Annotated in this window: 18 protein-coding genes and 1 tRNA gene; 9 read left to right on the forward strand and 10 right to left on the reverse strand. The window is 59.1% G+C overall.

Annotation, left to right across the window (positions count from 1 at the left end; genetic code table 11):
• Positions 1-86: 86 nt before the first annotated feature.
• Entirely contained in the window at positions 87-923 is an 837-nt protein-coding gene (locus tag I7X13_RS10160; protein ID WP_198075382.1) for an alpha/beta fold hydrolase, read from the reverse strand.
• A 632-nt stretch (positions 924-1,555) separates the two neighbouring features.
• Between I7X13_RS10160 and rpsA the strand changes: the two genes are divergently transcribed.
• From rpsA to I7X13_RS10180, 4 genes are all read left to right on the forward strand, one after another.
• Positions 1,556-3,634: a 30S ribosomal protein S1 gene (gene rpsA / locus I7X13_RS10165; RefSeq protein ID WP_211531918.1), complete on the forward strand. Its 2,079-nt coding sequence runs from the start codon at positions 1,556-1,558 to the stop codon at positions 3,632-3,634.
• A gap of 116 nt (positions 3,635-3,750) precedes the next feature.
• Positions 3,751-3,821 (forward strand) — tRNA-Cys (locus tag I7X13_RS10170).
• 180 nt (positions 3,822-4,001) lie between these two features.
• Positions 4,002-6,638, forward strand: a complete 2,637-nt coding sequence (cphA, locus tag I7X13_RS10175; protein ID WP_198067925.1) for a cyanophycin synthetase — start codon at positions 4,002-4,004, stop codon at positions 6,636-6,638.
• A gap of 167 nt (positions 6,639-6,805) precedes the next feature.
• Positions 6,806-8,497, forward strand: a complete 1,692-nt coding sequence (locus I7X13_RS10180; RefSeq protein WP_198075383.1) for a T9SS type A sorting domain-containing protein — start codon at positions 6,806-6,808, stop codon at positions 8,495-8,497.
• A 124-nt stretch (positions 8,498-8,621) separates the two neighbouring features.
• Here the strand turns inward: I7X13_RS10180 and I7X13_RS10185 are convergent, their stop codons facing one another.
• Positions 8,622-9,572 (reverse strand): hypothetical protein, encoded by a 951-nt coding sequence (locus I7X13_RS10185; RefSeq protein ID WP_198067927.1) that lies wholly within the window; start codon positions 9,570-9,572, stop codon positions 8,622-8,624.
• A 124-nt stretch (positions 9,573-9,696) separates the two neighbouring features.
• Here I7X13_RS10185 and I7X13_RS10190 point away from each other — a divergent pair, with 124 nt between their 5' ends.
• From I7X13_RS10190 to kdsA, 3 genes are read left to right on the forward strand one after another with little or no spacing between them, the layout of a single operon-like run.
• On the forward strand, positions 9,697-10,311 hold the full coding sequence (locus tag I7X13_RS10190) for a methyltransferase (protein WP_198075384.1): 615 nt from the start codon (positions 9,697-9,699) through the stop codon (positions 10,309-10,311).
• 17 nt (positions 10,312-10,328) lie between these two features.
• Positions 10,329-10,586, forward strand: a complete 258-nt coding sequence (locus I7X13_RS10195) for a hypothetical protein (protein ID WP_198075385.1) — start codon at positions 10,329-10,331, stop codon at positions 10,584-10,586.
• A gap of 56 nt (positions 10,587-10,642) precedes the next feature.
• Positions 10,643-11,500 carry a 3-deoxy-8-phosphooctulonate synthase gene (kdsA, locus tag I7X13_RS10200; RefSeq protein WP_198075386.1) on the forward strand — a complete coding sequence of 286 codons (858 nt, stop codon included), beginning with the start codon at positions 10,643-10,645 and terminating at the stop codon, positions 11,498-11,500.
• A 123-nt stretch (positions 11,501-11,623) separates the two neighbouring features.
• On the opposite strand, the gene I7X13_RS10205 is transcribed toward kdsA, so the two are convergent.
• The gene (locus I7X13_RS10205) at positions 11,624-12,403 is read right to left on the reverse strand and encodes an O-methyltransferase (protein WP_198075387.1); all 780 of its coding nucleotides are present in this window, start codon (positions 12,401-12,403) and stop codon (positions 11,624-11,626) included.
• 70 nt (positions 12,404-12,473) lie between these two features.
• The gene (gene apaG, locus I7X13_RS10210; RefSeq protein ID WP_198067932.1) at positions 12,474-12,860 is read right to left on the reverse strand and encodes a Co2+/Mg2+ efflux protein ApaG; all 387 of its coding nucleotides are present in this window, start codon (positions 12,858-12,860) and stop codon (positions 12,474-12,476) included.
• 115 nt (positions 12,861-12,975) lie between these two features.
• Here apaG and I7X13_RS10215 point away from each other — a divergent pair, with 115 nt between their 5' ends.
• Positions 12,976-13,638, forward strand: a complete 663-nt coding sequence (locus I7X13_RS10215) for a uracil-DNA glycosylase (RefSeq protein WP_198067933.1) — start codon at positions 12,976-12,978, stop codon at positions 13,636-13,638.
• Positions 13,639-13,814: 176 nt separating this feature from the next.
• Here I7X13_RS10215 and lepB read toward each other — a convergent pair whose 3' ends face one another.
• The 6 genes from lepB to I7X13_RS10245 all read right to left on the reverse strand — a co-directional run bounded on the left by lepB (position 13,815) and on the right by I7X13_RS10245 (position 19,167).
• Positions 13,815-14,966 (reverse strand): signal peptidase I, encoded by a 1,152-nt coding sequence (gene lepB / locus I7X13_RS10220; protein WP_198067934.1) that lies wholly within the window; start codon positions 14,964-14,966, stop codon positions 13,815-13,817.
• 92 nt (positions 14,967-15,058) lie between these two features.
• Positions 15,059-15,778 (reverse strand): 4-hydroxy-tetrahydrodipicolinate reductase, encoded by a 720-nt coding sequence (gene dapB / locus I7X13_RS10225; RefSeq protein ID WP_198075388.1) that lies wholly within the window; start codon positions 15,776-15,778, stop codon positions 15,059-15,061.
• A 60-nt stretch (positions 15,779-15,838) separates the two neighbouring features.
• The gene (locus I7X13_RS10230; RefSeq protein ID WP_198067936.1) at positions 15,839-16,573 is read right to left on the reverse strand and encodes a DUF5683 domain-containing protein; all 735 of its coding nucleotides are present in this window, start codon (positions 16,571-16,573) and stop codon (positions 15,839-15,841) included.
• A 111-nt stretch (positions 16,574-16,684) separates the two neighbouring features.
• Entirely contained in the window at positions 16,685-17,668 is a 984-nt protein-coding gene (locus tag I7X13_RS10235) for a ParB/RepB/Spo0J family partition protein (RefSeq protein WP_198075389.1), read from the reverse strand.
• A gap of 289 nt (positions 17,669-17,957) precedes the next feature.
• The gene (locus I7X13_RS10240; RefSeq protein ID WP_198075390.1) at positions 17,958-18,341 is read right to left on the reverse strand and encodes a hypothetical protein; all 384 of its coding nucleotides are present in this window, start codon (positions 18,339-18,341) and stop codon (positions 17,958-17,960) included.
• 19 nt (positions 18,342-18,360) lie between these two features.
• Positions 18,361-19,167 (reverse strand): ParA family protein, encoded by an 807-nt coding sequence (locus I7X13_RS10245; RefSeq protein WP_198067939.1) that lies wholly within the window; start codon positions 19,165-19,167, stop codon positions 18,361-18,363.
• Between the two features lie 162 nt (positions 19,168-19,329).
• Here I7X13_RS10245 and I7X13_RS10250 point away from each other — a divergent pair, with 162 nt between their 5' ends.
• The gene (locus tag I7X13_RS10250; protein ID WP_198075391.1) at positions 19,330-21,024 is read left to right on the forward strand and encodes an ABC transporter substrate-binding protein; all 1,695 of its coding nucleotides are present in this window, start codon (positions 19,330-19,332) and stop codon (positions 21,022-21,024) included.
• Positions 21,025-21,089: the final 65 nt, after the last annotated feature.

Raw genomic sequence — 21,089 nt, forward strand, 5'->3', positions numbered from 1 at the left:
GTCTCGTCGTTGAACGATGATAGAAGCACGAAAAAGGCCCCGACGCAGCAGCGCCGGGGCCTTTTTCGTGCTTCTGATAGCGCGGTTTACTTGCCAATAAAGGCCAGCAGGTCCGCCGTCAACTTGTCTTTCTCGGTGAAGAACAGGCCATGCGGGGCGCCTTCGTACACTTTCAGTTCGGCCCCGGCCACCATTTTGGCCGTGCGCTCGCCGCTCACCGGGAAGGGCACGGTCTGGTCCTTGTCGCCGTGAATCACCAGCGTGGGCACCGTCACCTTCTTCAAGTCGTCGCGGAAGTCCGTGCCCGAGAACGAGGTCACACAGTCGTCCGTGGCGTTAGGCGCGGCCAGCGTGGTCACCGTCTGGTTCCAGTTCAGCACCGCCTGGCTCACGGGGTGGCTGATGAGGCTCTGGCCGTAGAAATCCTTGGCGAAACCTTCCAGGAAGGCAAACCGGTCTTTGGCAATGCCTTCGTGCATCTGGTCAAACACCTTTTGCGGCACGCCGTCGGGGTTGTCGCTGGTCTGGAGCATGTAGGGCGTCACGGCACTCACAAATACTGCTTTGGACACCCGCGCCTGCCCGTAGTTGCCGATGTAGCGGGCTATTTCGCCGCCGCCCATTGAGAAGCCCACCAGCGTCACGCCGGTCAGGTCCAGTTCGGTTAGTAGCGCGTTCAGGTCCGAGGCCAGCGTGTCGTAGTCGTAGCCGCCCCACGGCCGCGACGAGCGGCCGAACCCGCGCCGGTCGTAGGCAATGACGCGCTTGCCGGCCTTGGCCAGCGCCACCGCCTGGTGCTCCCACATGGTATGGTCGAGTGGCCAGCCATGGATGAGCACCACCGGCGCGCCCTGGCCCCAGTCTTCGTAGAAAATTTGGACCGGATGCCCGGCTGCGTCGTTGCCCGCTTTGATATAAGCCATGAGGTAAAGGAGTTTTGGATGAATTGATACATTCTACTTACGGGCGTGGCGTTGTGGGAGGTTTGGTGGGGTGGGGTTAAGATTGTGACCTTGTAGCAATGAATTGCCGGTTGCAGCGATTATCACACTGGCTTTACTATTCAAAAATATCCGCTGTCAATGTTTGGTCTTTCATCAACCACCTTCATTCTACTTGCAATACCCTTGGTTTTGGCTTGGTTGTTCCAAGCATATTGGGGAGTGCGGACATTTCTTGACGCGAAGGACGATATTCAGCAAGGCAGCAAGGTTTCAGAGTGGTTGTACGCAAGGTTCGTCACCCCATTGTTATTGCGCTGGTCTTGGTTTTCGCCGCGTTTGAATCAGTTTTGCAGGGTGGCGATTTAGACTGGGGGCTTTACTGTCTCACCGGTTCACTACTTCTCTTGTGGCCATCAATCCTGATTATTATTGTCGTGAGAGTCTATGAATCAGTCAAAAGTCAGACTAGCAAAACCGCCTGAAAACCCGTACCTTTGCGGCCCCGCCAAGGTGGCGGGCCTTGCGCCTTAACGGCAAGAGGTTCAAAAGCAACGGCGTAGCAGCCTGGGCTTCGGCCGCTGCGCTTTTACATAGAAGCCCGCGATACAAGTATGGCAACTGAATTAGTTGACGATTTTGATTGGGACAACGTTGGAGCCACTGGCTTCGGCGGTAACTATTCTTCGGACCAGCGTGCTGAGATGGAGAAAATGTACGGCGACACCCTGACGACCGTACAGGAAGAAGAAGTAGTGAAGGGCACCGTGGTAGGCATCACCGACCGCGACGTAATCCTGAACATCGGCTTCAAGTCGGACGGCCTCGTGTCCATCACCGAATTCCGCGACCTGCCCGACCTGAAAATCGGTGACGAGGTGGAGGTATTCATCGAAGACCAGGAAGACATCAACGGCCAGCTCATCCTGAGCCGCAAGAAGGCTAAAATCAAGCAGGCCTGGAAGGCTATCTACGACGCTCTGGAATTGGATACGATTCTGGAAGGCGTAGTGAAGCGTCGCACCAAAGGCGGCCTCATCATGGAGCTGGACGGCGTAGAAGCCTTCCTGCCCGGCTCGCAAATCGATGTGAAACCCATCCGCGACTTCGACATTTATGTTGGCCGTCGCATGGAAGTGAAAGTGGTGAAAATCAACTCCGCTTTCGACAACGTTGTAGTTTCGCACAAAGTACTCATCGAGAAAGACCTCGAGAAGCAGCGTGAGGCCATCCTGAACAACCTCGAAAAAGGTCAGATTCTGGAAGGCAACATTAAGAACATGACCAACTTCGGCGTGTTCATCGACCTCGGCGGTGTCGACGGTCTGCTGCACATCACGGACATCTCGTGGGGCCGCATCGCTCACCCGAGCGAAGTGCTGACCCTGGACCAGAAGCTGAACATCGTAGTATTGGACTTCGACGAAGCCAAGAAGCGTATCAGCCTGGGTCTGAAGCAGTTGACGCCCCACCCGTGGGATTCGCTGCCGGCCGACCTGCAGCCGGGTTCGAAAGTATCGGGCCGCATCGTGAACGTGGCCGACTACGGCGCGTTCATGGAAGTGGTTCCTGGTGTGGAGGGCCTCATCCACGTTTCGGAAATGAGCTGGAGCCAGCACCTGCGCAACCCGCAGGACTTCATCAAGCAGGGCGACACGGTAGAAGCGCAGATTCTGACGCTCGACCGCGAAGACCGCAAGATGAGCCTCGGCATCAAGCAGCTGACCGAAGATCCGTGGACCCGTGGCGACTTCGCCGACAAGTACGCCGTGGGCACCAAGCACAGCGGCCTCGTGCGCAACCTGACCAACTTCGGCCTGTTCGTTGAGCTGGAAGAAGGTGTGGACGGCCTCGTGCACGTTTCCGACCTGTCGTGGACCAAGAAAATCAAGCACCCCTCCGAAATGGTGAAGGTGGGCGACAAGCTGGACGTAGTTGTTCTGGAGCTGGACCTCGGCGCCCGTCGCCTGGCCCTGGGTCACAAGCAGCTGGAAGAAAACCCCTGGGATACCTTCCAGACGGTGTTCACCCCCGGCTCGGTGCACAAGGCTACCATCACCGAGAAGTCGGAGCGTGGCGCGGTACTCGAATTGCCTTACGGCATCGAGGGCTTCGCTTACCCCAAATCGCTGGTGAAAGAGGACGGCACGACGGCTGAGAACGGCGAGTCGCTCGACTTCCGCGTAACGGAGTTCTCGAAGGACGACCGCCGCATCGTGCTCTCGCACACGGCTGTGTTCAACAAGGAAGCCGCCGCTGAAGACGACAGCCGCAACAACAAGTTCAAGAAGAAAACCAACGCCAAAGGTGCTGACACCCAGGGCGAAGGCAAAATCAGCGACTTGAAGAAGCCGGAAGAGAAGTCGACCCTCGGCGACCTCGACGCCCTGAGCGCCCTGCGCGACCAGATGATGGGCAACGAGCGCAAGGCTGGTGAGCAGAAGCTTGCCGCTGCTGCCAAGGCTCCCAAGGCCGAAGCCGCTCCGAAAGCTGAAGAAGGTGGCCTGCTGGCCAGCATCAGCGGTGCCATCGACACCGTAAAGCACGCTGCTGCGGATGCCGTGGATGCCGTGACGCACTCGGAGGCCTTTCACAAGGCTTCGGAAGTAGCCGGCGACCTGGTGGACAAGGCCAAAGGCCTGGTTGCCGGTGACGACGCTGCCGACAAAAAAGATGACGAAGCCAAAGCCTAACCGCCTAGCTTAGTTGCAGAAAGGAGCCCCGGCATTCGTGCTGGGGCTTTTTTTGTACTAAAACCTTGCCCGTCCCAAACCCGCTGCCTACCTTTGCGCTCCCAAAGACCACTACTGGTGACGTGACCGAGTGGCTAGGTAGAGGTCTGCAAAACCTCCTACAGCGGTTCGAATCCGCTCGTCACCTCTGATTATAGTTGCGAAAAGCCCCATTGGCCGTCCGGCCGATGGGGCTTTTTACTTATCCGCCGGGCCGGTTATCGGTGTAAAGGCGGGTTTTGGGCGCATTATGCCTACATTTCGTAGCCAAGCCGCGCTGTTGGCCGTACTTGCGCCCAAACCCTGTCTCTTACCACCCCATTCCCTTATGAAGATTGTTGACCTCCGCACCATGCGCGGGCCGAGCTATTGGTCTGTTAAACACCACAAGCTAATTGTTGCTAAAGTTGATTTGCAGGAGTTTGCCGGACAGTGGTCGAATGCCGTGCCGGGTTTTGCCGGGCGGTTGATGAAGCTGTTTCCCAACATTGAAACCGTGCAGCCGGGCGGCATGAGCGGCAAGCAGGCCGCCAAGCACCAGCCCCTGACGCTGGAGGCGCTGAACGACGGTGAACCGCTGGGCTACGTCATCCAGCACGTGGCGCTGGAGCTGCAGCGGCAGGCCGCCATGCCGGTGTACTGGGGCAAAAGCTACCCGGCCCACGAGGAAGGGGTGGAGTACGTGGTATTCGACTACCAGGAGGAGCGCGCCGGCCGCCGCGCCATGGAGGCCGCCGTGGAAATTGTGGAAGCCTTGTGCAAGAAGGAAAAGGTAGACATCAGGCCCATCATCACCGAGCTGCACGAAATCCGGGAAGACGAGTTTTTCGGGCCGAGCACCTACAGCATTGTGGCCGAAGCGGCTTCGCGGAATATTCCCTACATCCAGCTCAAGAACAGCAACATCATTCAGCTGGGCTACGGCGTGAACCAGCGCCGCATCTGGGCCACCACCACCAGCCTGACCTCGCACGCAGGCGTGGAAGTGGCCGGCAATAAGAACCGCACTAAGGCCATGCTCAACGACGCGGGCGTGCCCGTGCCGCGCGGCACCACCGTGTATTCGGAGGCGGGGCTGCGCGATGCCATTGACGAGCTGGGCTTCCCCATTGTGACCAAGCCGCTGGACGGCAACCACGGCAAGGGCGCCACCATCCGCATCATGAACTGGAAGGACGCCGCCGAGGGCCTGAAAGCCGCGCAGGTGTACTCGCGGGCCGTGATTGTGGAGCAGTTTATCGAGGGGTTCGATTTTCGCCTGCTGGTGGTGAACGGCAAGCTAATTGCTGCCGCCAAGCGCACCCCGGCCGCCGTCACGGGCAATGGCAAAAGCACCATTCAGCAGCTCATCGATGAGGTGAACAAGGACCCGCGCCGGGGCATTGGCCACGAAAAGGTGCTCACCAGCATCAAAGCCGACAAGCACACACTGGACATTCTGAAGGCCCGCAAGCTGAGCCTGAAATCGGTGCTGCCGGCCGGCGAGGAAATTTACCTGAAAAGCACCGCCAACATCAGTACCGGCGGCACGGCCACCGACGTAACCGACCAGATGCACCCCTACAACGTATTGCTGGCTGAGCGCGTGGCCGGCATTGTGGGGCTCGATATCTGCGGCATTGATTTGATGGCGACGGACATTGCCGTGCCGCTGAATGAAAGCCGCGGGGCCGTGATTGAAGTAAACGCCGCGCCGGGCTTCCGGATGCACATCTCGCCCGCCGAGGGCCTGCCGCGCAACGTGGCCGCGCCGGTGGTGGATATGCTTTTCCCGCGCGGCAGCACGGCCCGCATTCCGATTATCGCCGTGACCGGCACCAACGGCAAAACCACCACCACGCGCCTCATCGCGCATTTGGTGGCCAGCAAGGGCTACAAAGTAGGCTTCACCACCACCGACGGCATCTACATCCAGGGCGTGCAGCTGCAAAAAGGTGACTGCACCGGTGGCCAAAGCGCCGAGTTCGTGCTGAAAGACCCGACGGTGAACTACGCCGTGCTCGAAACCGCGCGCGGCGGCATGTTGCGCTCAGGCCTCGGCTTTCATACCTGCGACATTGCCGTGGTGACCAACGTGGCGGCCGACCACCTGGGCCTGCGCGATATCTACACCGTGGAGGAAATGGCTGCCGTGAAGGGCGTGCTGCCCCGCACGGTGCGCAAAAACGGTTGGGCCGTGCTCAACGCCGACGATGACTTGGTGTACGCCATGGCCCGCACCGTGGACTGCCGCGTGGCCCTGTTCAGCATGGACGAGAAAAACCCCCGCATTCTGGAGCACGTGGAAGCCGGCGGCGTGGCGGCCGTGTACGAGGAAGGCTACGTGACCATTTACCGCAACAGCTACAAGCTGCGCATCGACCGGGCCGCCGAGTTTCCGGTAACGTTTGAGGGCCGGGCGGGCTTCAACATCGAGAACTGCCTGGCGGCGGGGCTGGCCGGATACCTGGCCGGGTTCGAAAGCGACGACATCAAAACGGCCTTCCGCACCTTCGTCCCCTCGGCCACAAAGACGCCGGGCCGCATGAACATTTACAAATTCCCGAAATTCGACGTGGTGGTGGACTACGCCCACAACACGGCAGGCATCACCAAATTTGCCGAGTTCATGGATGCCACGCCGGCCACCCGCAAAATCGGCATCGTGTCTGGTCTCGGCGACCGCCGCGACGAGGACACGCTGGGCTTCGCCCGCATCGCCGGCCGCATATTCGATGAAGTCATCCTGCGCCAGGACCGCGACCTGCGCGGCAAGTCGGCCGAGTTCCTCAAGGAAATCATGGAGCGCGGCCTGCGCCTCGACAAGCCCGACCTGAAAATCACCTACATCGAAAAGGAGCCCGACGCCATCGACCACGTCCTGAAAACGGCCCCGCAAGGCGCGGTTATCACCATGTTCGCGGAGAACATCGCGGCCACCATCGCCAAGCTGGACGAGTTCGAGAAGACGAGCGCAGTAGGGTAGGGGCGCGGCCGGTGCCCATTGGGAAATAGGGTGCGGGGACTTATTCCCGCACCCTATTTTTGTGTCATCCCATAACCAGCGCGTTGTGCTCCTTCCTTTCCTCTGTGTTCAACTTTTTCTCTTGCTCACTTCCTGCCGCGCTGGTTCGCACCTTGCTACCCATTCTCTTGCTGGCATTGCGCCTCCCAGCGGCGGCACAAGCGCCGGGTTGGCAGTCGGCGCGGGCCGTAGCGGTGGCCACCACGGCGGCTACGGGCAGTTTCTCGACCGTAAGTGCCACAGCCGTCGATGCGGCGGGTAATGTGTACCTAGCTGGGATTTTTGCAAATACAGTAGTGATAGGCAGAACCACGCTGACCAGCCTCGGAGGATATGATGTGTTCGTAGCCAAGTTCAATCCGGCCAGCAACCAGTTTGTGTGGGCGCAACGGGCTGGCGGCTTGAGTAATGCCGGTGGCGCAGGCGACGATTATGCAACTGCATTGGCCGTGAGTGGTGCCAGCGTGTATGTGGCAGGGTATTTCCAAAGCCGCACGGCGGATTTTGGTCCTACTACTCTAACCAATGGAGGCGGCAATACGGTTTCTTCCGACGTCTTCGTGGCCAAACTTACCGATATGGGTAGCACGGGTGGTTTTGCCTGGGCCCAACGGGCCGGCGGCGTCGCCACCGACTATGCCAGTGCGCTGGCCGTGAGCGGTACCAGTGTGTACGTGGCGGGGTTTTTCGATAGTTCCACGGCAGATTTCGGCACTACTACTCTGACGAAAATGGGCGGTTCCGACGTGTTCGTGGCCAAGCTCACTGACCTGGGTAGTAGTGGCAGCTTTGCCTGGGCCCAAAGGGCCGGTGGCTTGAGCATCGACCAAGCCTATGCACTGGCCGTGAGCAGCAACAGCGTGTACGTGGCGGGGCATTTTAACAGCCCGACGGCGGGTTTTGGTACCACGACTCTGACCAATACAGCCTCTAATGGCTCTTCTGATATCTTCGTGGCTAAAATCACCGATACGGGTACTACAAGCAGCTTTGCGTGGGCGCAACGGGCCGGCGGCATAGGAAGCGAAGGCGCTATCGCGCTGGCCGTGAGCGGCACCAACGTGTACGTGGCCGGAAATTTTTCCGGCTCTACGGTAGGTTTTGGCACTACTACCCTGACGAATACGGGCGTCTCTAACCTATTTGTGGCTAAAATCACGGACGCGGGCAGTACGGGCGACTTCGCGTGGGCACAACGGGCCGGCGGCACGGGTGAGGATTATGCTTCTACGCTGGCCGTAAGCGGAAGCAGCGTGTACGTAGCCGGCATTTTCGCTAGCCTTACAGTGGATTTTGGACCCACTATTCTGACCAATACGAGTTCGAATATTGCCGATGGATTTGTGGCCAAACTCATTGATACAGGTAGCACCAGCCGCTTCGTGTGGGCACAAGGGGCCGGCGGCACGGGTGACGATTTTGCCCACATGCTGGCCCTAAGTGGCACCAGTGTGTACGTGGCGGGGAATTTCAATAGTCCCACAGCCAATTTCGGCCCCACCATCCTCACCAACCCAAACCCTGGCACATCCCTCGGTTTCCTTGCCTCCCTCACCGACCCCACCCTCACCACCACCGCCAACGGCCGCAACCTAGCCCCCGCCCAACTCTTTCCCAACCCCGCCCACCACACGGCCACCCTGCGTCTGCCCGCCGGCACCGCCCCCGCGCCCCTTATCCTCACCGATGTGCTGGGCCGGGCCGTGCGCCGCTACTCCGCCCCGGCCGGCCCCGAGGCCGCGCTCGACCTGCAAGGGCTGCCCGCCAGCCTTTACCTGCTACACGGCGCCGGCCCGACCCAGCGCCTGGCGGTGGAGTAGAGACATAAAAAAGCCGCTTCAATAACTGAGGCGGCTTTTTCGTTTATTTCGGCGGATTCACCAAGCCGAGCTGCGTCCACAAAATTCGACCAATCCGAAAAATCCGCCGAATCCGTGGTTCAGACTATTTCAGTGTGAAGGTCGTTTTGCCCATTAACTGGCCGCTTTCGTAAAGCTCCACGGTGTGCTGGCCTTTTTTGTATTCGGCGCCTTTGGCGTACACAAATTCCAGCTTCTGCCGGGTGTTGTCGTACACTACGTCTTGCTTTTGGGTGTAGAAAGCTTCCTGGCCGTCGACGGTGAAGGTGCCGCCGCCTGTGCTCAGGTTGTAGAGGGCCGCGCCATCGGGCTCCAGAATGCGCAGGTAAATGGCTTTGGTTTCCTTGGGCGACACGTCATTGCGGGCCAAGTTGGCGGTGATTTTAATTTTCTCCACGCGCTTGGCTTTGAATTCTTCCTTGTCGTCGTCCTTCTCTTTGTTTTTGGAGGTGATGATGGCCACATGAATGTTATCGGCCTGCAGGCGCGAGGCCACCGATACTTTCTCCGACAGCTCCTTGTTGCTGCGCACCACCGTGCTGATGGTGTCGGTCAGCTTGTTCTGCTTCTCTTTCAGCGTGGTGGTTTCGGTGTAAAGCGACTCGTTGTCCTTTTTCAGCTGGGCAATGTCGTCGTCCTTCTTGCGCAACTGGCCTTCCAGGTTCTGGGCGCGCTGCTTGAACAGGTTTTGCTGGGCAATGGAGAAGCTGCCGGCCTTGAAGGAGCGCAGTTTCAGCAGGTCGGCATTCACGCTGGCAATCTTGGCTTCGAGCGAGTCGTTGCTCAGGCCCAAAGCTTGCAGCTCTTGGCTTTGACGCTCGAAATCAGCCTTTAGTGCTTCGTATTGCTTGATTTGTTCCTGCAGCTTGCTGTCCTTGGCTTTTACTTCGGTGGTCAGCACTTCGTTTTGCTGGCCTTTCTGCTGATTGAGGTAAAACAGAACGCCGTTGATACCCAGCAGGACCAGCACGAGGGCTACCCAGAGAAGGACGCGGCTGTTGTTGGAGCGGGGTTCGGGGGTTTCGTTCGGGTCCATGCGGGAATAGTTAAGCGGGAGAAGCGGAAAAAAATCAAGGTTCGGGCCGTTGCGGGCCGCGTACCTTTGGCGTAAAAATAGGGGACTTTATTGCCCTGGCAAGTTTGTTCTATACTTCGGCACGATGGAAACGGTTTCTGCGAACTTTGATGCGGCCTACTGGCAAGCACGTTACGCCACCGGCCGCGACGGGTGGGATGCCCACACCATCACCCCGCCGCTACGGACCTATTTCGACCAGCTCGACGTGGCCGCGCAGCCGCGCATCCTCATCCCTGGGGCCGGCCGCGCCTACGAAGCCGAGTACCTCCACCAACTGGATTTCCGGCAGGTGTTAGTGGCCGACATCGCCCCAGAAGCGCTAGATGCCCTGGCCACCCGCGTCCCCGATTTTCCCCGGCAACACCTGCTGCTGGCCGACTTCTTTAGTCTGTCCAACGCCCCCGCCTACGATTTAATTGTGGAGCAGACGTTTTTCTGCGCTCTGAATCCCGCCCTGCGCCCGGCCTATGCCCAGCAGTGCGCCCACCTGCTGCGGCCCGGCGGCACGCTCATGGGCCTGCTGTTCGATACCGATTTCGGTGCCGTGCAGGAGCCGCCCTTCGGCGGCAGCCGGGAGGAATACCGGGCGTATTTCGCGCCGTATTTTGAATTCCGGCATTTCGAAACCTCTACCAATTCGCTCAAGCCTCGGCAGGGGCGGGAACTGTTCATTTGTTTGAAGCGCCATAGTAATTGAGCCTACAGCACATTCACATGAGTAATTTTCTTCAAGCGGTGGTCAAACTCATGTTGGGCGGCATGTGGGTACTGTTGGCATTGATGACTTGGATGTGGGGCTATGCCATATTTAAATCCATTGGTCGACTACGCACAGATACCGACGCTGGCGAGTTTTTAACTCCAAATGACGCCGATGTGTACCCGCTTTTCTTTTTGATTTGTGCCTTCTTGCTTGTTCTGGTTACTGTCATCTCTCTTAAAGTGCGATGGCCTTGGCCAAGCTATGATTAAGTTTTGCTTTAAAATCTGCTGACACCTGTGTCATTCCCATCTTCAGAATCCGTTCCATGCTCCAAGCCCTCGCCAACAATCTCCCGCACTTCCGCCACACCAACTCCGGCCAGTTTTTCCTCATGGCCGGTCCCTGCGTCATCGAAGGCGAAGACATGGCCCTGCGCATTGCCGAGCGCATTAAGCACATGACGGATAAGCTGCAGATTCCCTACATCTTCAAAGGCTCGTACCGCAAGGCCAACCGCTCGCGGCTGGACTCGTTCACCGGCATTGGCGACGAAACGGCGCTGCGCATTTTGCAAAAAGTGGGGCGTGAAATCGGTGTGCCCACGGTGACGGACATCCACGAATCGACCGAGGCTGCGCTGGCGGCGGAATACGTGGACGTGCTGCAAATTCCGGCCTTCCTGTGCCGACAGACCGATTTGCTGGTGGCGGCTGCCCAGACCGGCAAAGTGGTCAACATCAAAAAAGGCCAGTTCCTGAGCGGTGAGGCCATGAAATGGGCCGTGGACAAGGTGCGGCAGGCCGGCAACCCCAACGTCATCCTCACCGAGCGCGGCAACTCCTTCGGCTACTCCGAACTGGTGGTCGATTTTCGCAACCTGCCCACCATGCGCCGCTTCGAAGTGCCCGTGGTGATGGACGTGACGCACTCGCTGCAGCAGCCCAACCAGGCCAGTGGCGTGACCGGCGGCCAGCCCGCCCTCATCGAAACCATTGCCAAAGCCGCCATTGCAGTGGGTGCCGATGGCCTGTTCATCGAAACCCACCCCACGCCCGCCACGGCGCTGTCCGACGGGGCCAATATGCTGCCGCTCGACCAGCTCGAAGCCCTGCTGGTAAAACTGACGCGCGTGCGCCAGGCCATTCAGGACCAGGGCGAAGTGGAGCTGAACCAACTGCCGTAGCCCCCGTAGCACGGGCTTTAGAACTGTCATCCTGAGCAGAGCGAAGGGCCTTATCGGGTTTGAATAATTTCATTCCTGCGTGATAAAGTCTTTCGCTCTGCTCAGAATGACAGTTAGTTATAGTCACACCCGCAGCCAGAAATGCTGCTTGGGCTGGTTCTTTCGAAAGAAAACTAGCCCGATGTAGAATAGGTCCACCGTCACCGTCACGTCAGGATGGATTTTAATGGCATCCCAGGCCCGTTCCATTTCCTCGGACCAGTGAATGTCGTCGAACACAAACACCGATTTGTCGGTGCGGTGGGCCAGGCACTGCTCGAAATAGCGTAGCGTTGGTTCGTAGCGGTGATTGCCGTCGAAAAAGGCAAAATCGACGGGCGCGGGCAGGGTCGCCAGGGTAGGGGCAAGGGTGTCGTCAATGTTGCCCTCTACGATGCGCACATTATTGATATTCAGTGCCGAAAATGTTTCGCGAGCCACACTGGCTACATTGGGGCAGCCTTCGAAGGTGGTGACGTGGTGGCGCGAATCGGCCGCGGCCAGGTAGGCCGTGGTGAGGCCCAGCGAAGTGCCCAGCTCCAGAATAGTCGTCGGCCGGAAATAATTGACCAGCCGAAACAGCAGCTGCGCCAGATGCGGCGGTTTGGCGGCCGTGCGGGCAATGTCGGCCACGCGGCGCTGCCGGCCCGCACCGGTGTGCGAGCCCGCCCCCAAATCCGTCACGCTGATGCTGGCCGGGCTGCTGAGTAATTGCCGCCGCCGCGCCTCCACGGCCGCATAGGCTTTGTAAAGGCCCGTGTGCCGCACAGCCGAAGTGTATAGGCCGAACACAAACGGCGAGTGCAGCCCGTGGGCATTGCCCGAACGAAGCCAGAAGCGGAGGTAAGCGAGAAGCTGAAACAAGAAGCGGACGAACAAATGCGAACCGCAAAGGTCGCACCGCCGTCCGCTTTTAAGAATAGAAGGAGGCTTGTTAATTCAAGCGATAGGGCACCATGAGCGTGAACTCCGGAATTTCGACCGTGAATTCCTGGCCATTGGCCAAGCGCTCCATGAGGTAGGTGCCACACATCTTGCCCACGCCTGATTTCAGGTTGCAGCCGCTCACGTACTGGTGGGCTTCGCCGGGCTCCAGCACGGGCTGGCGGCCTACTACGCCTTCGCCCTCCACTTCTCGCACTACACCGTTGGCGTCGTGAATGTGCCAGTGTCGCCGCAACAGCTTCACGGTGAACTCGCTGTTGTTGCGAATGTCGATTTTATAAGCGAATACGAAATGCTCCTGGCCGGGGCTGGAGTAGTCGGGCAAGTAGTTGGTCGTAACCGAAACGGTGACGCCTTGCGTAGTGGTGGTGGGCATAGTCGGCGGAGCTAAAGAGTAGCTGCGGGCGTAACAGCCGCCCGCCAGAATTGGTTTTACGCAAATTTGGCTCCAGAACGCCGCACCAACCCCGTTTATTTTCTCAAAAACTTCAATGGTAAAGATAGCCGAAAGCTGGCGGCCCGTGTTGGCCCACGAGTTCGAAAAACCGTATTTCCAGCGCCTCATTGCGTTTGTGAAGGGCGAATACGCCACCGCCACGGTCTACCCGGCCGGCTCCCAGATTTTCCATGCCTTCGAGGCCACGCCGTTTGATAAGGTCAAGGTCGTGATTCTGGGCCAGGACCCGTACCATGGTAAAAACCAGGCGCACGGCCTGTCGTTTTCGGTGCAGGACGGGCAGCGCACGCCGCCCTCGCTCGTTAATATTTTCAAGGAACTGCAGGCCGACATTCCCGGTACGCCGCCTCCCACCAACGGCAACCTCGACCGCTGGGCCGAGCAGGGCGTGCTGCTCCTGAATGCCACCCTCACCGTGCGGGCCGCCGAGCCCGCCTCCCACCAAAAAAAAGGTTGGGAGGAGTTCACCGACGAGGTTATCCGAAAGGTTTCCAACGAGAAAGAGCACGTCGTATTTATCCTCTGGGGCGCTTACGCGGGCAAAAAGTCCGAGCTAATTGATGAGCGCAAGCACCTGATTATAAAATCAGTGCATCCATCTCCCTACGCGGCAGATAAAGGTTTCTTCGGGAGCAAACCCTTCAGTAAAGCCAATGCCTGGCTGGTAGAGCACGGCCTGACGCCGGTGAAGTGGTAGGCCGCGCCGCCTGTCATTGCGAGCGAAGCGCGACAAACCTGGTAATGTGATAAAACCCTTCTTAACCACAGAAAGGCCCGGTACTGCAAAGTGCCGGGCCTTTCTGGTAAAAGGAAGTGTCTGGTTAATAGAGGACGGATTGCCTCGGCCTGCGGCCTCGCAATGACAGGCGGAGTCTAGTGGATGATATTAAACAGGCGGCTCCAACGGATTTTGTGCCAGAAGTCGGCGTTGGGGTCGGTGGATAGCCAGATGAGGACGGCTTTGCCTACCACGTGGTCTTCGGGCACGAAGCCCCAGAAGCGCGAATCCTCCGAGTTGTGGCGGTTGTCGCCCATCATCATGTAGTAGTTCTGCTTCACAGTGTAGCTGGTGAGCGGCTTGCCGTTCTGGTAAATCATGCCGTCCTGCCAGGTGATGCCTTGGTTGTGCTCGTAGCGGGCCACGATTTTGTAGTAGATGGCGGCGTTGGCGGGGGAAAGGGCAATGGTCTGGCCCTTCTTGGGGATGGGCAGCGGGCCGTAGTTGTCGAGGTTCCAGTTGCGCGGGGTGGCGCTCATGGCCGCCGAGCCGTGGAAATCGGCCACGTCGGGGAACAGCTGCACCTGCGGCTGCAGCACCGTCAGGGCCTTCACGTAGGGCTGCTTTTTGAAGTAGTCGGCCGCTGCCTGGGTGCAGCTGATGGTGTAGCCGTAGGTGCCCTGCGTGGGGCCGGGCACAGCCTGAGGCAGGCCGCCGGGAGCTTCGTAGTCCACCACGCCCTGGCTGCGCAGGGCGGCCAGCACTTCATCATTGGGGTTGTCAACCTGCATGAAATAAGTGGTTTGCAGGCCGGGAGGCGTCACGCCGGGCTTTCCGTTCAGGAACACCTGGCCGTCCTTGATTTCGAGGGTATCGCCGGCGATGGCCACGCAACGCTTGATGTAGTTGGTGCGCAGGTCGGCGGGGTATTGCGTTTCGTGGGGCACGTGGAAAACCACCACGTCGTTGCGCTTGATTTCGGAGAAGCCCGGCAGCCGGTAGGTTGGCAGCTGAATGAGGTCGGAGTAGCTTTTCAAGCCCGTGCCCCACAGGGTTTGGTGCGTGAGAGGTACCTGCAGGGGCGTTTGTGGCGTAATGGGGCCGTAGTGCAGCTTGCTCACAAACAGGTAGTCGCCCACCAGCAGCGACGACTCCATGCTGGGCGAAGGAATGGTGTACGCCTCAAACGTGGCCCAGCGGATGAGCGTGGCGGCCACGATGGCAAAAATCAGCGAATCGGCCCATTCGCGGGTTTTCGTTTTGGGGGGCTGGGGCGGGGCAGTGGGGTCGGTTTTGAGCAAGGACATGGGGAGCAAGCTTGGGCTTGGCAATGAAAATCAGGCAAAGAAACGCAGCAGAACGTGAGGGCCGCGCCGCGCCGGCCCGAAAGCTGGAAGGACTACAAATCCAGCAGCTCTTTCATTCCGAAAACGCCCGGCCGACCGGGCAGCCACTCCGCCGCCAGCAGCGCCCCGAGGGCAAAACCTTCGCGGCTGTGGGCTTCGTGCTTCAGCTCCAGCGTGTCCACGTCAGACGTATAGGTGACGATGTGCGTACCCACCGCGTCGCCGGTGCGCTCGCTGATGATGGCCAGCTCGGCGGGCATTTCAGCAGGAGCGTTGCGCCAGGTGGTTTTGGCGGGGAAGTGGCGCAGGATGCCTTCAGCAGCCGTAAGGGCGGTGCCGCTGGGCTGGTCGATTTTCTGAGTGTGGTGGATTTCGCGCATGGCCACGTCGTAGCCGCCATACTGGGCCATTTTGGCCGCGATGTACTCGTTGAAATGGAAAAACAGGTTTACGCCCACGCTGTAGTTGGAGGCGTAGAACAGGCTGCCGCCCAGTTCGGTGGTCAGCGCCCGGGCTTCCTCAAAATGGTGCAGCCAGCCCGTGGAGCCGCACACCACCGGAATGCCCTGGCCCAGGCAGGTCATCACGTTGGCAAAAGCCGAGTCGGGATGCGTGAATTCGATGGCAACATCGACGGCTTCCGGCGTGAAATCGGCAATGATGGACTGGCTGGCGTGCAGGTCCACGATGCCCGCGATTTCGTGCCCGCGCTGCACGGCCAGCGCGCCAATGGTCTGGCCCATTTTGCCGTAGCCGATAAGGAGAATTCTCATTTTTAGGGTAATCGTAATTTAGTAAACCGCGGGTAGAAAGGCGAAACAGCCGGAACGGGCTTATTTCACGCGCAGCGCAAACATAACGCCCGGTGTCGTGGGCAGGAAACTTGTCTGGCCGGGTACGGCCATCATTCGGGGCTCCCAGTGCAGGCTCAGGTCGTCGCTCACGTCAAAATCCTGCAGGTGGGCATCCACCAGCGCATCCACGATTTGCAAGCCGTAGGCCAGGCCGATGTAGAGGTAGAAGATGTCGCGGTAGCCCCGGTAAAATATTACGCCACTGTTGAGGCCGTCTACGCTGCGCACCAGGTTGGCCCCGCTTTTAAAGTTCGGGTCGAGCACCTTTTTTCGGCCGGCAGTCACCTCATTATAGGCGTAGGCGAAATCGCTGTAATGCTTCTGATAGTATAATTCGCCATAAATTACCCCACCCAGCGCGCCGTACACGAGGGGCAGCTTCCAGTAGCGGTGGTTGTAAATCTGGCCCGCGCCGGGCAGCACCAGGGCCAGCATGGCGGCTTTGCCCGGGCGCGTGAGGCGAATGCCTTTAAAGCCAAAGGCCCGAAACATGTGCTCGGTGCGCTTGGCCGAGTCGGCGGCGGCTTTTTGCTTTTTGGCGGCGGGCGTCACCACCACTTCCCGGCGCTCGGTGGTGTCGGGCACGACAGTGGTGGGCGTGGCAGGGGTGATGGTGGAAGGCGAGCCAAACACCTGCGCCTGAACTTGGTAACTGCCCAGCAGCCCACCGGCCAGCACCGCGAAGCCTGCGAGGTAGGAATACAGATTTTTCATGGCAAGCCTGTTAACGAGAAACGCCGGCGTTTAGCGCATAGGGCAATGACGGGCGAGAAACGGTCGTCGTCCGTTATTGGCCCGGGCTGCGCGTCCGGCGTGGCAGCGGGCTTACGAGGGTTGCAGAATGTGCAAGATGCGCTGCATGTCCTCCACCGAATCGAACGCGATTTTGATTTCGCCGTTGCCTTTGGCCGTGGGGCGCACCTGTACGCGCGAGCCAAACCGCTCGGCCAGGTGGCGCTCGGCGCGGCGGATTTCGGCCACCGGCACAGCCGATGGGGCAGGGGTAGCATCGCCCTCGGCTTTGGGCTTGGCCTCGGCACCGTTGCGGCCAAACCCGTTGCGTACTAATTCCTCCACGCGGCGCACAGAGAGTTCCTCGGCCACGGTTTTGCGGAACAGCTCCACCTGCAGCTTGGGGTCGTCGAGCCCGATGAGGGCGCGGGCGTGGCCCATACTGATTTCGGCGTCGCGCAGGCCAATCTGCACGTCGGGCGGAAGCTTGAGCAGGCGCAGGTAGTTGGTCACGGTCGTGCGGTTCTTGCCCACGCGGTCGCCCAGCTCTTCTTGGCGCAGGTTGCACTCGCTCAGCAGGCGCTGGTAGCTGAGGGCAATTTCGATGGCATTCAGGTTTTCGCGCTGAATGTTCTCAATCAGGGCCATTTCCAGCATCTGCTGGTCGTCGGCCTTGCGGATGTAGGCCGGAATCGTCTCCAGGCCCGCCAGCTTGGAGGCCTGCAAGCGCCGCTCACCCGAAATGAGCTGGTAGGAGTTAGTGCCGAGCTGGCGTAGGGTCACGGGCTGAATAATGCCCTGAATTTTAATGCTGTCGGCCAGTTCCTGCAGCGCTTCCTTGTCGAAGTGGGTGCGGGGCTGGTAGGGGTTGGCCTCGATGTGCTCGACGGCGATGAAGCCCACCGAGTTGACGGGGTGCGACACGAGCCGGTCGCCGGAGCCGGGCCGGTCGCCTTTTTTGTCGTAGCTGCCCTCAATCAGGGCGTTGAGGCCGCGGCCAAGCCCGCCCTTGCGCTTAATGGCGGCGGCGGCGGCCAGGGCGGCTTGCAACTTCTCTTCGTTCTTCTCTAATGGCATAGTGCGTCGGCCGGGCCCATAAAAGGCGGTTGGCAACCGAACGTCAAATTTACGGATAGTTGGGCGAAGGGCAAGCCGATAAGTTTGGCGCGAGCGGTTGAGGTTAAAATCAGGCTAGCCATTGGGCCCAAAACAGCCCTGGAGGAGCGGCGTGGCGGTAGAAATCCTGATGTCAAGAACGACAAAGCCCTATCGAAATGACACTCGTTCAACGAATGCCGCCTCGATAGGGCTTTGAGGAGCTAAAGAAGCTCCGTTTACTGCCGATATGTCGCCCCGCTAGGACGAGTTATGACTTAGGATTCTGATAAAGCGCAATAATTTCAATAATTTCGCACACGCCGATTTTGCGGCTGCCTTCTCTAAAATAGCCTCTTACGCCTGGCTTGATATGTTGGCTGTGAAACTCTCGCAAAGCGTTATTCAAAATAAACATATCAGCCAACCCATTCTGGGGCATAGGTTCTCCTTCAGGCAACATTTCACCAAGTGGCGTAATAAACTCCGGCCAAATCATGAAGAGCTTATTACCCTCGGCTATGCTTTCTTCTTCGTAGGAGAAATCCCAACGGATATGTTGAAAATGAGGAGTCTTGCGCCCGCCTTCTTCGGCACTAAAGAGGCTGTAGCTTACTCGAAAGTCTGGCGGTAGATTCTCGGAGTAAGATTTCATATCAGCAAGTTAAGCAGGTCTAAATCCGCTCGTCCTCCGCCGTTTCCTCTGTAGCTTCTACGCTATTCTTCTCCACAATCTCCCGCGCCAGGTTGAGGTAGCTGATTGAGCCTTTGCTCTCGGCGTCGTGCAGGATGACGGGGATGCCAAAGCTGGGCGACTCGCTCAGCTTCACGTTGCGCGGAATGATGGTGTCGAAAGCCAACTGCTGGAAGTGCATGCGTACTTCCTCCACCACCTGGTTGCTCAGGCGCAGGCGCACGTCGTACATCGTGAGCAGGATGCCCTCGATTTCGAGCTCGGTGTTGAGGCGGCTCTGAATGATTTTGATGGTATTCAGAAGCTTACCCAAGCCCTCCAAGGCGAAGTACTCACACTGCACCGGGATAATGACCGAGTGCGCGGCCGTGAGGGCATTAACGGTGATGAGGCCGAGCGAGGGCGAGCAGTCGATGATGATGAAATCGTACTCGGCGGCGAGGGGGCGCAGGGCCTCCTTCATTTTCTCTTCGCGGTTGGGCAGGTTTATCATCTCCACCTCGGCGCCCACCAGGTCGATGTGGGAGGGCATGAGGTCGAGGTGGGGCAGAATGTTGGTGGGCACGATGATGTCCTGTGCGTTGATGCCGTCGACCATGCACTCGTAGATGCTGTTCTGGATGTCCTTGGGGTCGTAGCCCACGCCCGAGGTGGCGTTGGCCTGGGGGTCGGCGTCGACGAGCAGGGTCCGGTAGTCCAGGGCGGCCAGGGACGCCGCGAGGTTAATGGAGGTAGTGGTTTTGCCCACCCCGCCTTTCTGATTGGCTACCGCGATGATTTTTCCCATTTCTCTTAGTATCTGGTTTTTGATTTTCGGTTTTCGATTTTTGGGAATCGGGTTCCGGTCATTGCTAAATTAGAAGCAAGCCAAAAAACGAAAACTAAAAACCGCCAACCAAAAACATTCCTGCCGTAGCATTGCACAAAGATACATTCTTTCCCTGTTCGCATGGCCCCTTTTTTGGCTCGCTGGGCTAGCTTATTGGCTAAACCTTTTGGATTCTGGCTGGGTGCGCTGGCGCTGGCCGGCTGCCACGACGCGGCCCGCCCGGCCGCCGACGAGCGCCGCGTATTCCGCTACAATCAGCCCGAGGCGCTGTCGTCGCTCGACCCGGCGTTTGCCCGCAACCAGGCTAACTGGTGGGCCGTTGGGCAACTCTACAACGGGCTGGTAGAGCTGGATTCGACCTTGCAGCCGGTTCCGTCGCTGGCCCGGCGCTATACGATTTCGCCCGATGGTAAAACGTACACATTTGTGCTGCGGCCGGGCGTGCGATTTCACGCCAGCGACGTGTTTGCCGGCGGCAAGGGCCGGGAGGTGAAGGCGCAGGATTTTGTTTACTCCTTCAAGCGCATTCTGGATGCGGCCACCGCCAGCTCGGGCGGCTGGATTTTCCGGGGCAAGGTGCTGGAGAAGCCCGACGGCAGCATCAGCGACACGGCTTTTGTGGCCGCGAATGATTCGACACTGCGCATTCACTTGAAAGAGCCGTTCATTCCGTTTCTGGGCATCCTGACCATGCCCTACGCCTATGTAGTGCCGCACGAGGCCGTGGAAAAATACGGCAAGGATTTCCGCGAGCATCCGGTGGGCACGGGGCCGTTCCGGTTCAAGCTGTGGGACGAGGGCAATGTGCTTCTCTATGAGCGCAACCCCGACTACTGGCGCGCCGACCGGCAGGGCCGCAAGCTTCCCTATCTCGATGCCGTGGCGGTGAGCTTTCTGCCCGACCGCAAAACCGAGTTTCTGACCTTTATGCAGGGCAAGCTGGATTTCCTCTCGGGCATTCGAGCGGGCTCGCGCGACCTCATTATGCACCCCGACGGCACTATTCGGGAGGATTTCAAGGGAAAGTTTACTGTGCAGAAAGCGCCGTACCTGAACACCGAGTACCTAGGCATTCAACTCGATTCGGCCAATCTGATTGGGGAGCAGGCCATTCAGGGCCGGGCTCTGCGCGATAAGCGCGTGCGCCAAGCCTTGAACTATGCCCTCAACAAGCCCGAAATGCTGACCTACCTGCTGAACCGGGTGGGCCACGCGGGCACCTCCGGTTTCGTGCCCACGGCGCTGCCGTCGTTCTCCGAAAAAGAAGTGCCCGGCTACACCTACCAGCCGCAGAAGTCGCGGCAGCTGTTGCGCGCCGCCGGCTACGGGCCGCAACGGCAATTGAAGCTGCGCCTCAGTACCGTGTTGGAACGCAAGGAGATAGGCGAGTATTTGCAGAAGCAGTGGGCCGACGTGGGCGTGCAGGTGCAGATTGACATCAACCAATCGGCCGCGCAGCAGGACCTGGTGGATAACGGACGGGTGGCCTTCTTCGCCAAAAGCTGGCTGGGCGACTACCCCGATGCCGAAAACTACCTGGCGCTGTTCTACAGCCCCAATTTCAGCCCCGCCGGGCCGGATAAAACCCACTTCAAAAACGCGGCCTACGACAAGCTCTACGACGAAGCCCGCCGTACCCAGGACGTGGTCAAGCGTACCAAGCTGTACCAGGCCATGGACCGGATTGTGGTGGAGGAAGTGCCCGTTATCAGCCTGTATTACGATGAGGTGGTGCGCCTGACGCAAAACAATGTGCGCGGCCTCACCCCAAATCCGATGAATACCCTGCTATTGGAGCGGGTACGGAAGGAATAGAGACGCAATATCTTGCGTCTCGTCGACCGCGCCGTTCAGGAGTCATCTGAACATCCTCGTTCAAC

This window comes from Hymenobacter negativus (assembly GCF_016056375.1).
Taxonomy (GTDB): Bacteria; Bacteroidota; Bacteroidia; order Cytophagales; family Hymenobacteraceae; genus Hymenobacter; species Hymenobacter negativus_A.

What these genes read in the sequence shown, in the direction of transcription:
- I7X13_RS10160 (WP_198075382.1), bottom strand. Translation starts at nt 923, where the DNA reads ATGGCTTATATCAAAGCGGGCAACGACGCAGCCGGGCATCCGGTCCAA.
- rpsA (WP_211531918.1), top strand. Translation starts at nt 1,556, where the DNA reads ATGGCAACTGAATTAGTTGACGATTTTGATTGGGACAACGTTGGAGCC.
- cphA (WP_198067925.1), top strand. Translation starts at nt 4,002, where the DNA reads ATGAAGATTGTTGACCTCCGCACCATGCGCGGGCCGAGCTATTGGTCT.
- I7X13_RS10185 (WP_198067927.1), bottom strand. Translation starts at nt 9,572, where the DNA reads ATGGACCCGAACGAAACCCCCGAACCCCGCTCCAACAACAGCCGCGTC.
- I7X13_RS10190 (WP_198075384.1), top strand. Translation starts at nt 9,697, where the DNA reads ATGGAAACGGTTTCTGCGAACTTTGATGCGGCCTACTGGCAAGCACGT.
- I7X13_RS10195 (WP_198075385.1), top strand. Translation starts at nt 10,329, where the DNA reads ATGAGTAATTTTCTTCAAGCGGTGGTCAAACTCATGTTGGGCGGCATG.
- kdsA (WP_198075386.1), top strand. Translation starts at nt 10,643, where the DNA reads ATGCTCCAAGCCCTCGCCAACAATCTCCCGCACTTCCGCCACACCAAC.
- apaG (WP_198067932.1), bottom strand. Translation starts at nt 12,860, where the DNA reads ATGCCCACCACCACTACGCAAGGCGTCACCGTTTCGGTTACGACCAAC.
- I7X13_RS10215 (WP_198067933.1), top strand. Translation starts at nt 12,976, where the DNA reads ATGGTAAAGATAGCCGAAAGCTGGCGGCCCGTGTTGGCCCACGAGTTC.
- lepB (WP_198067934.1), bottom strand. Translation starts at nt 14,966, where the DNA reads ATGTCCTTGCTCAAAACCGACCCCACTGCCCCGCCCCAGCCCCCCAAA.
- dapB (WP_198075388.1), bottom strand. Translation starts at nt 15,778, where the DNA reads ATGAGAATTCTCCTTATCGGCTACGGCAAAATGGGCCAGACCATTGGC.
- I7X13_RS10230 (WP_198067936.1), bottom strand. Translation starts at nt 16,573, where the DNA reads ATGAAAAATCTGTATTCCTACCTCGCAGGCTTCGCGGTGCTGGCCGGT.
- I7X13_RS10235 (WP_198075389.1), bottom strand. Translation starts at nt 17,668, where the DNA reads ATGCCATTAGAGAAGAACGAAGAGAAGTTGCAAGCCGCCCTGGCCGCC.
- I7X13_RS10240 (WP_198075390.1), bottom strand. Translation starts at nt 18,341, where the DNA reads ATGAAATCTTACTCCGAGAATCTACCGCCAGACTTTCGAGTAAGCTAC.
- I7X13_RS10245 (WP_198067939.1), bottom strand. Translation starts at nt 19,167, where the DNA reads ATGGGAAAAATCATCGCGGTAGCCAATCAGAAAGGCGGGGTGGGCAAA.
- I7X13_RS10250 (WP_198075391.1), top strand. Translation starts at nt 19,330, where the DNA reads ATGGCCCCTTTTTTGGCTCGCTGGGCTAGCTTATTGGCTAAACCTTTT.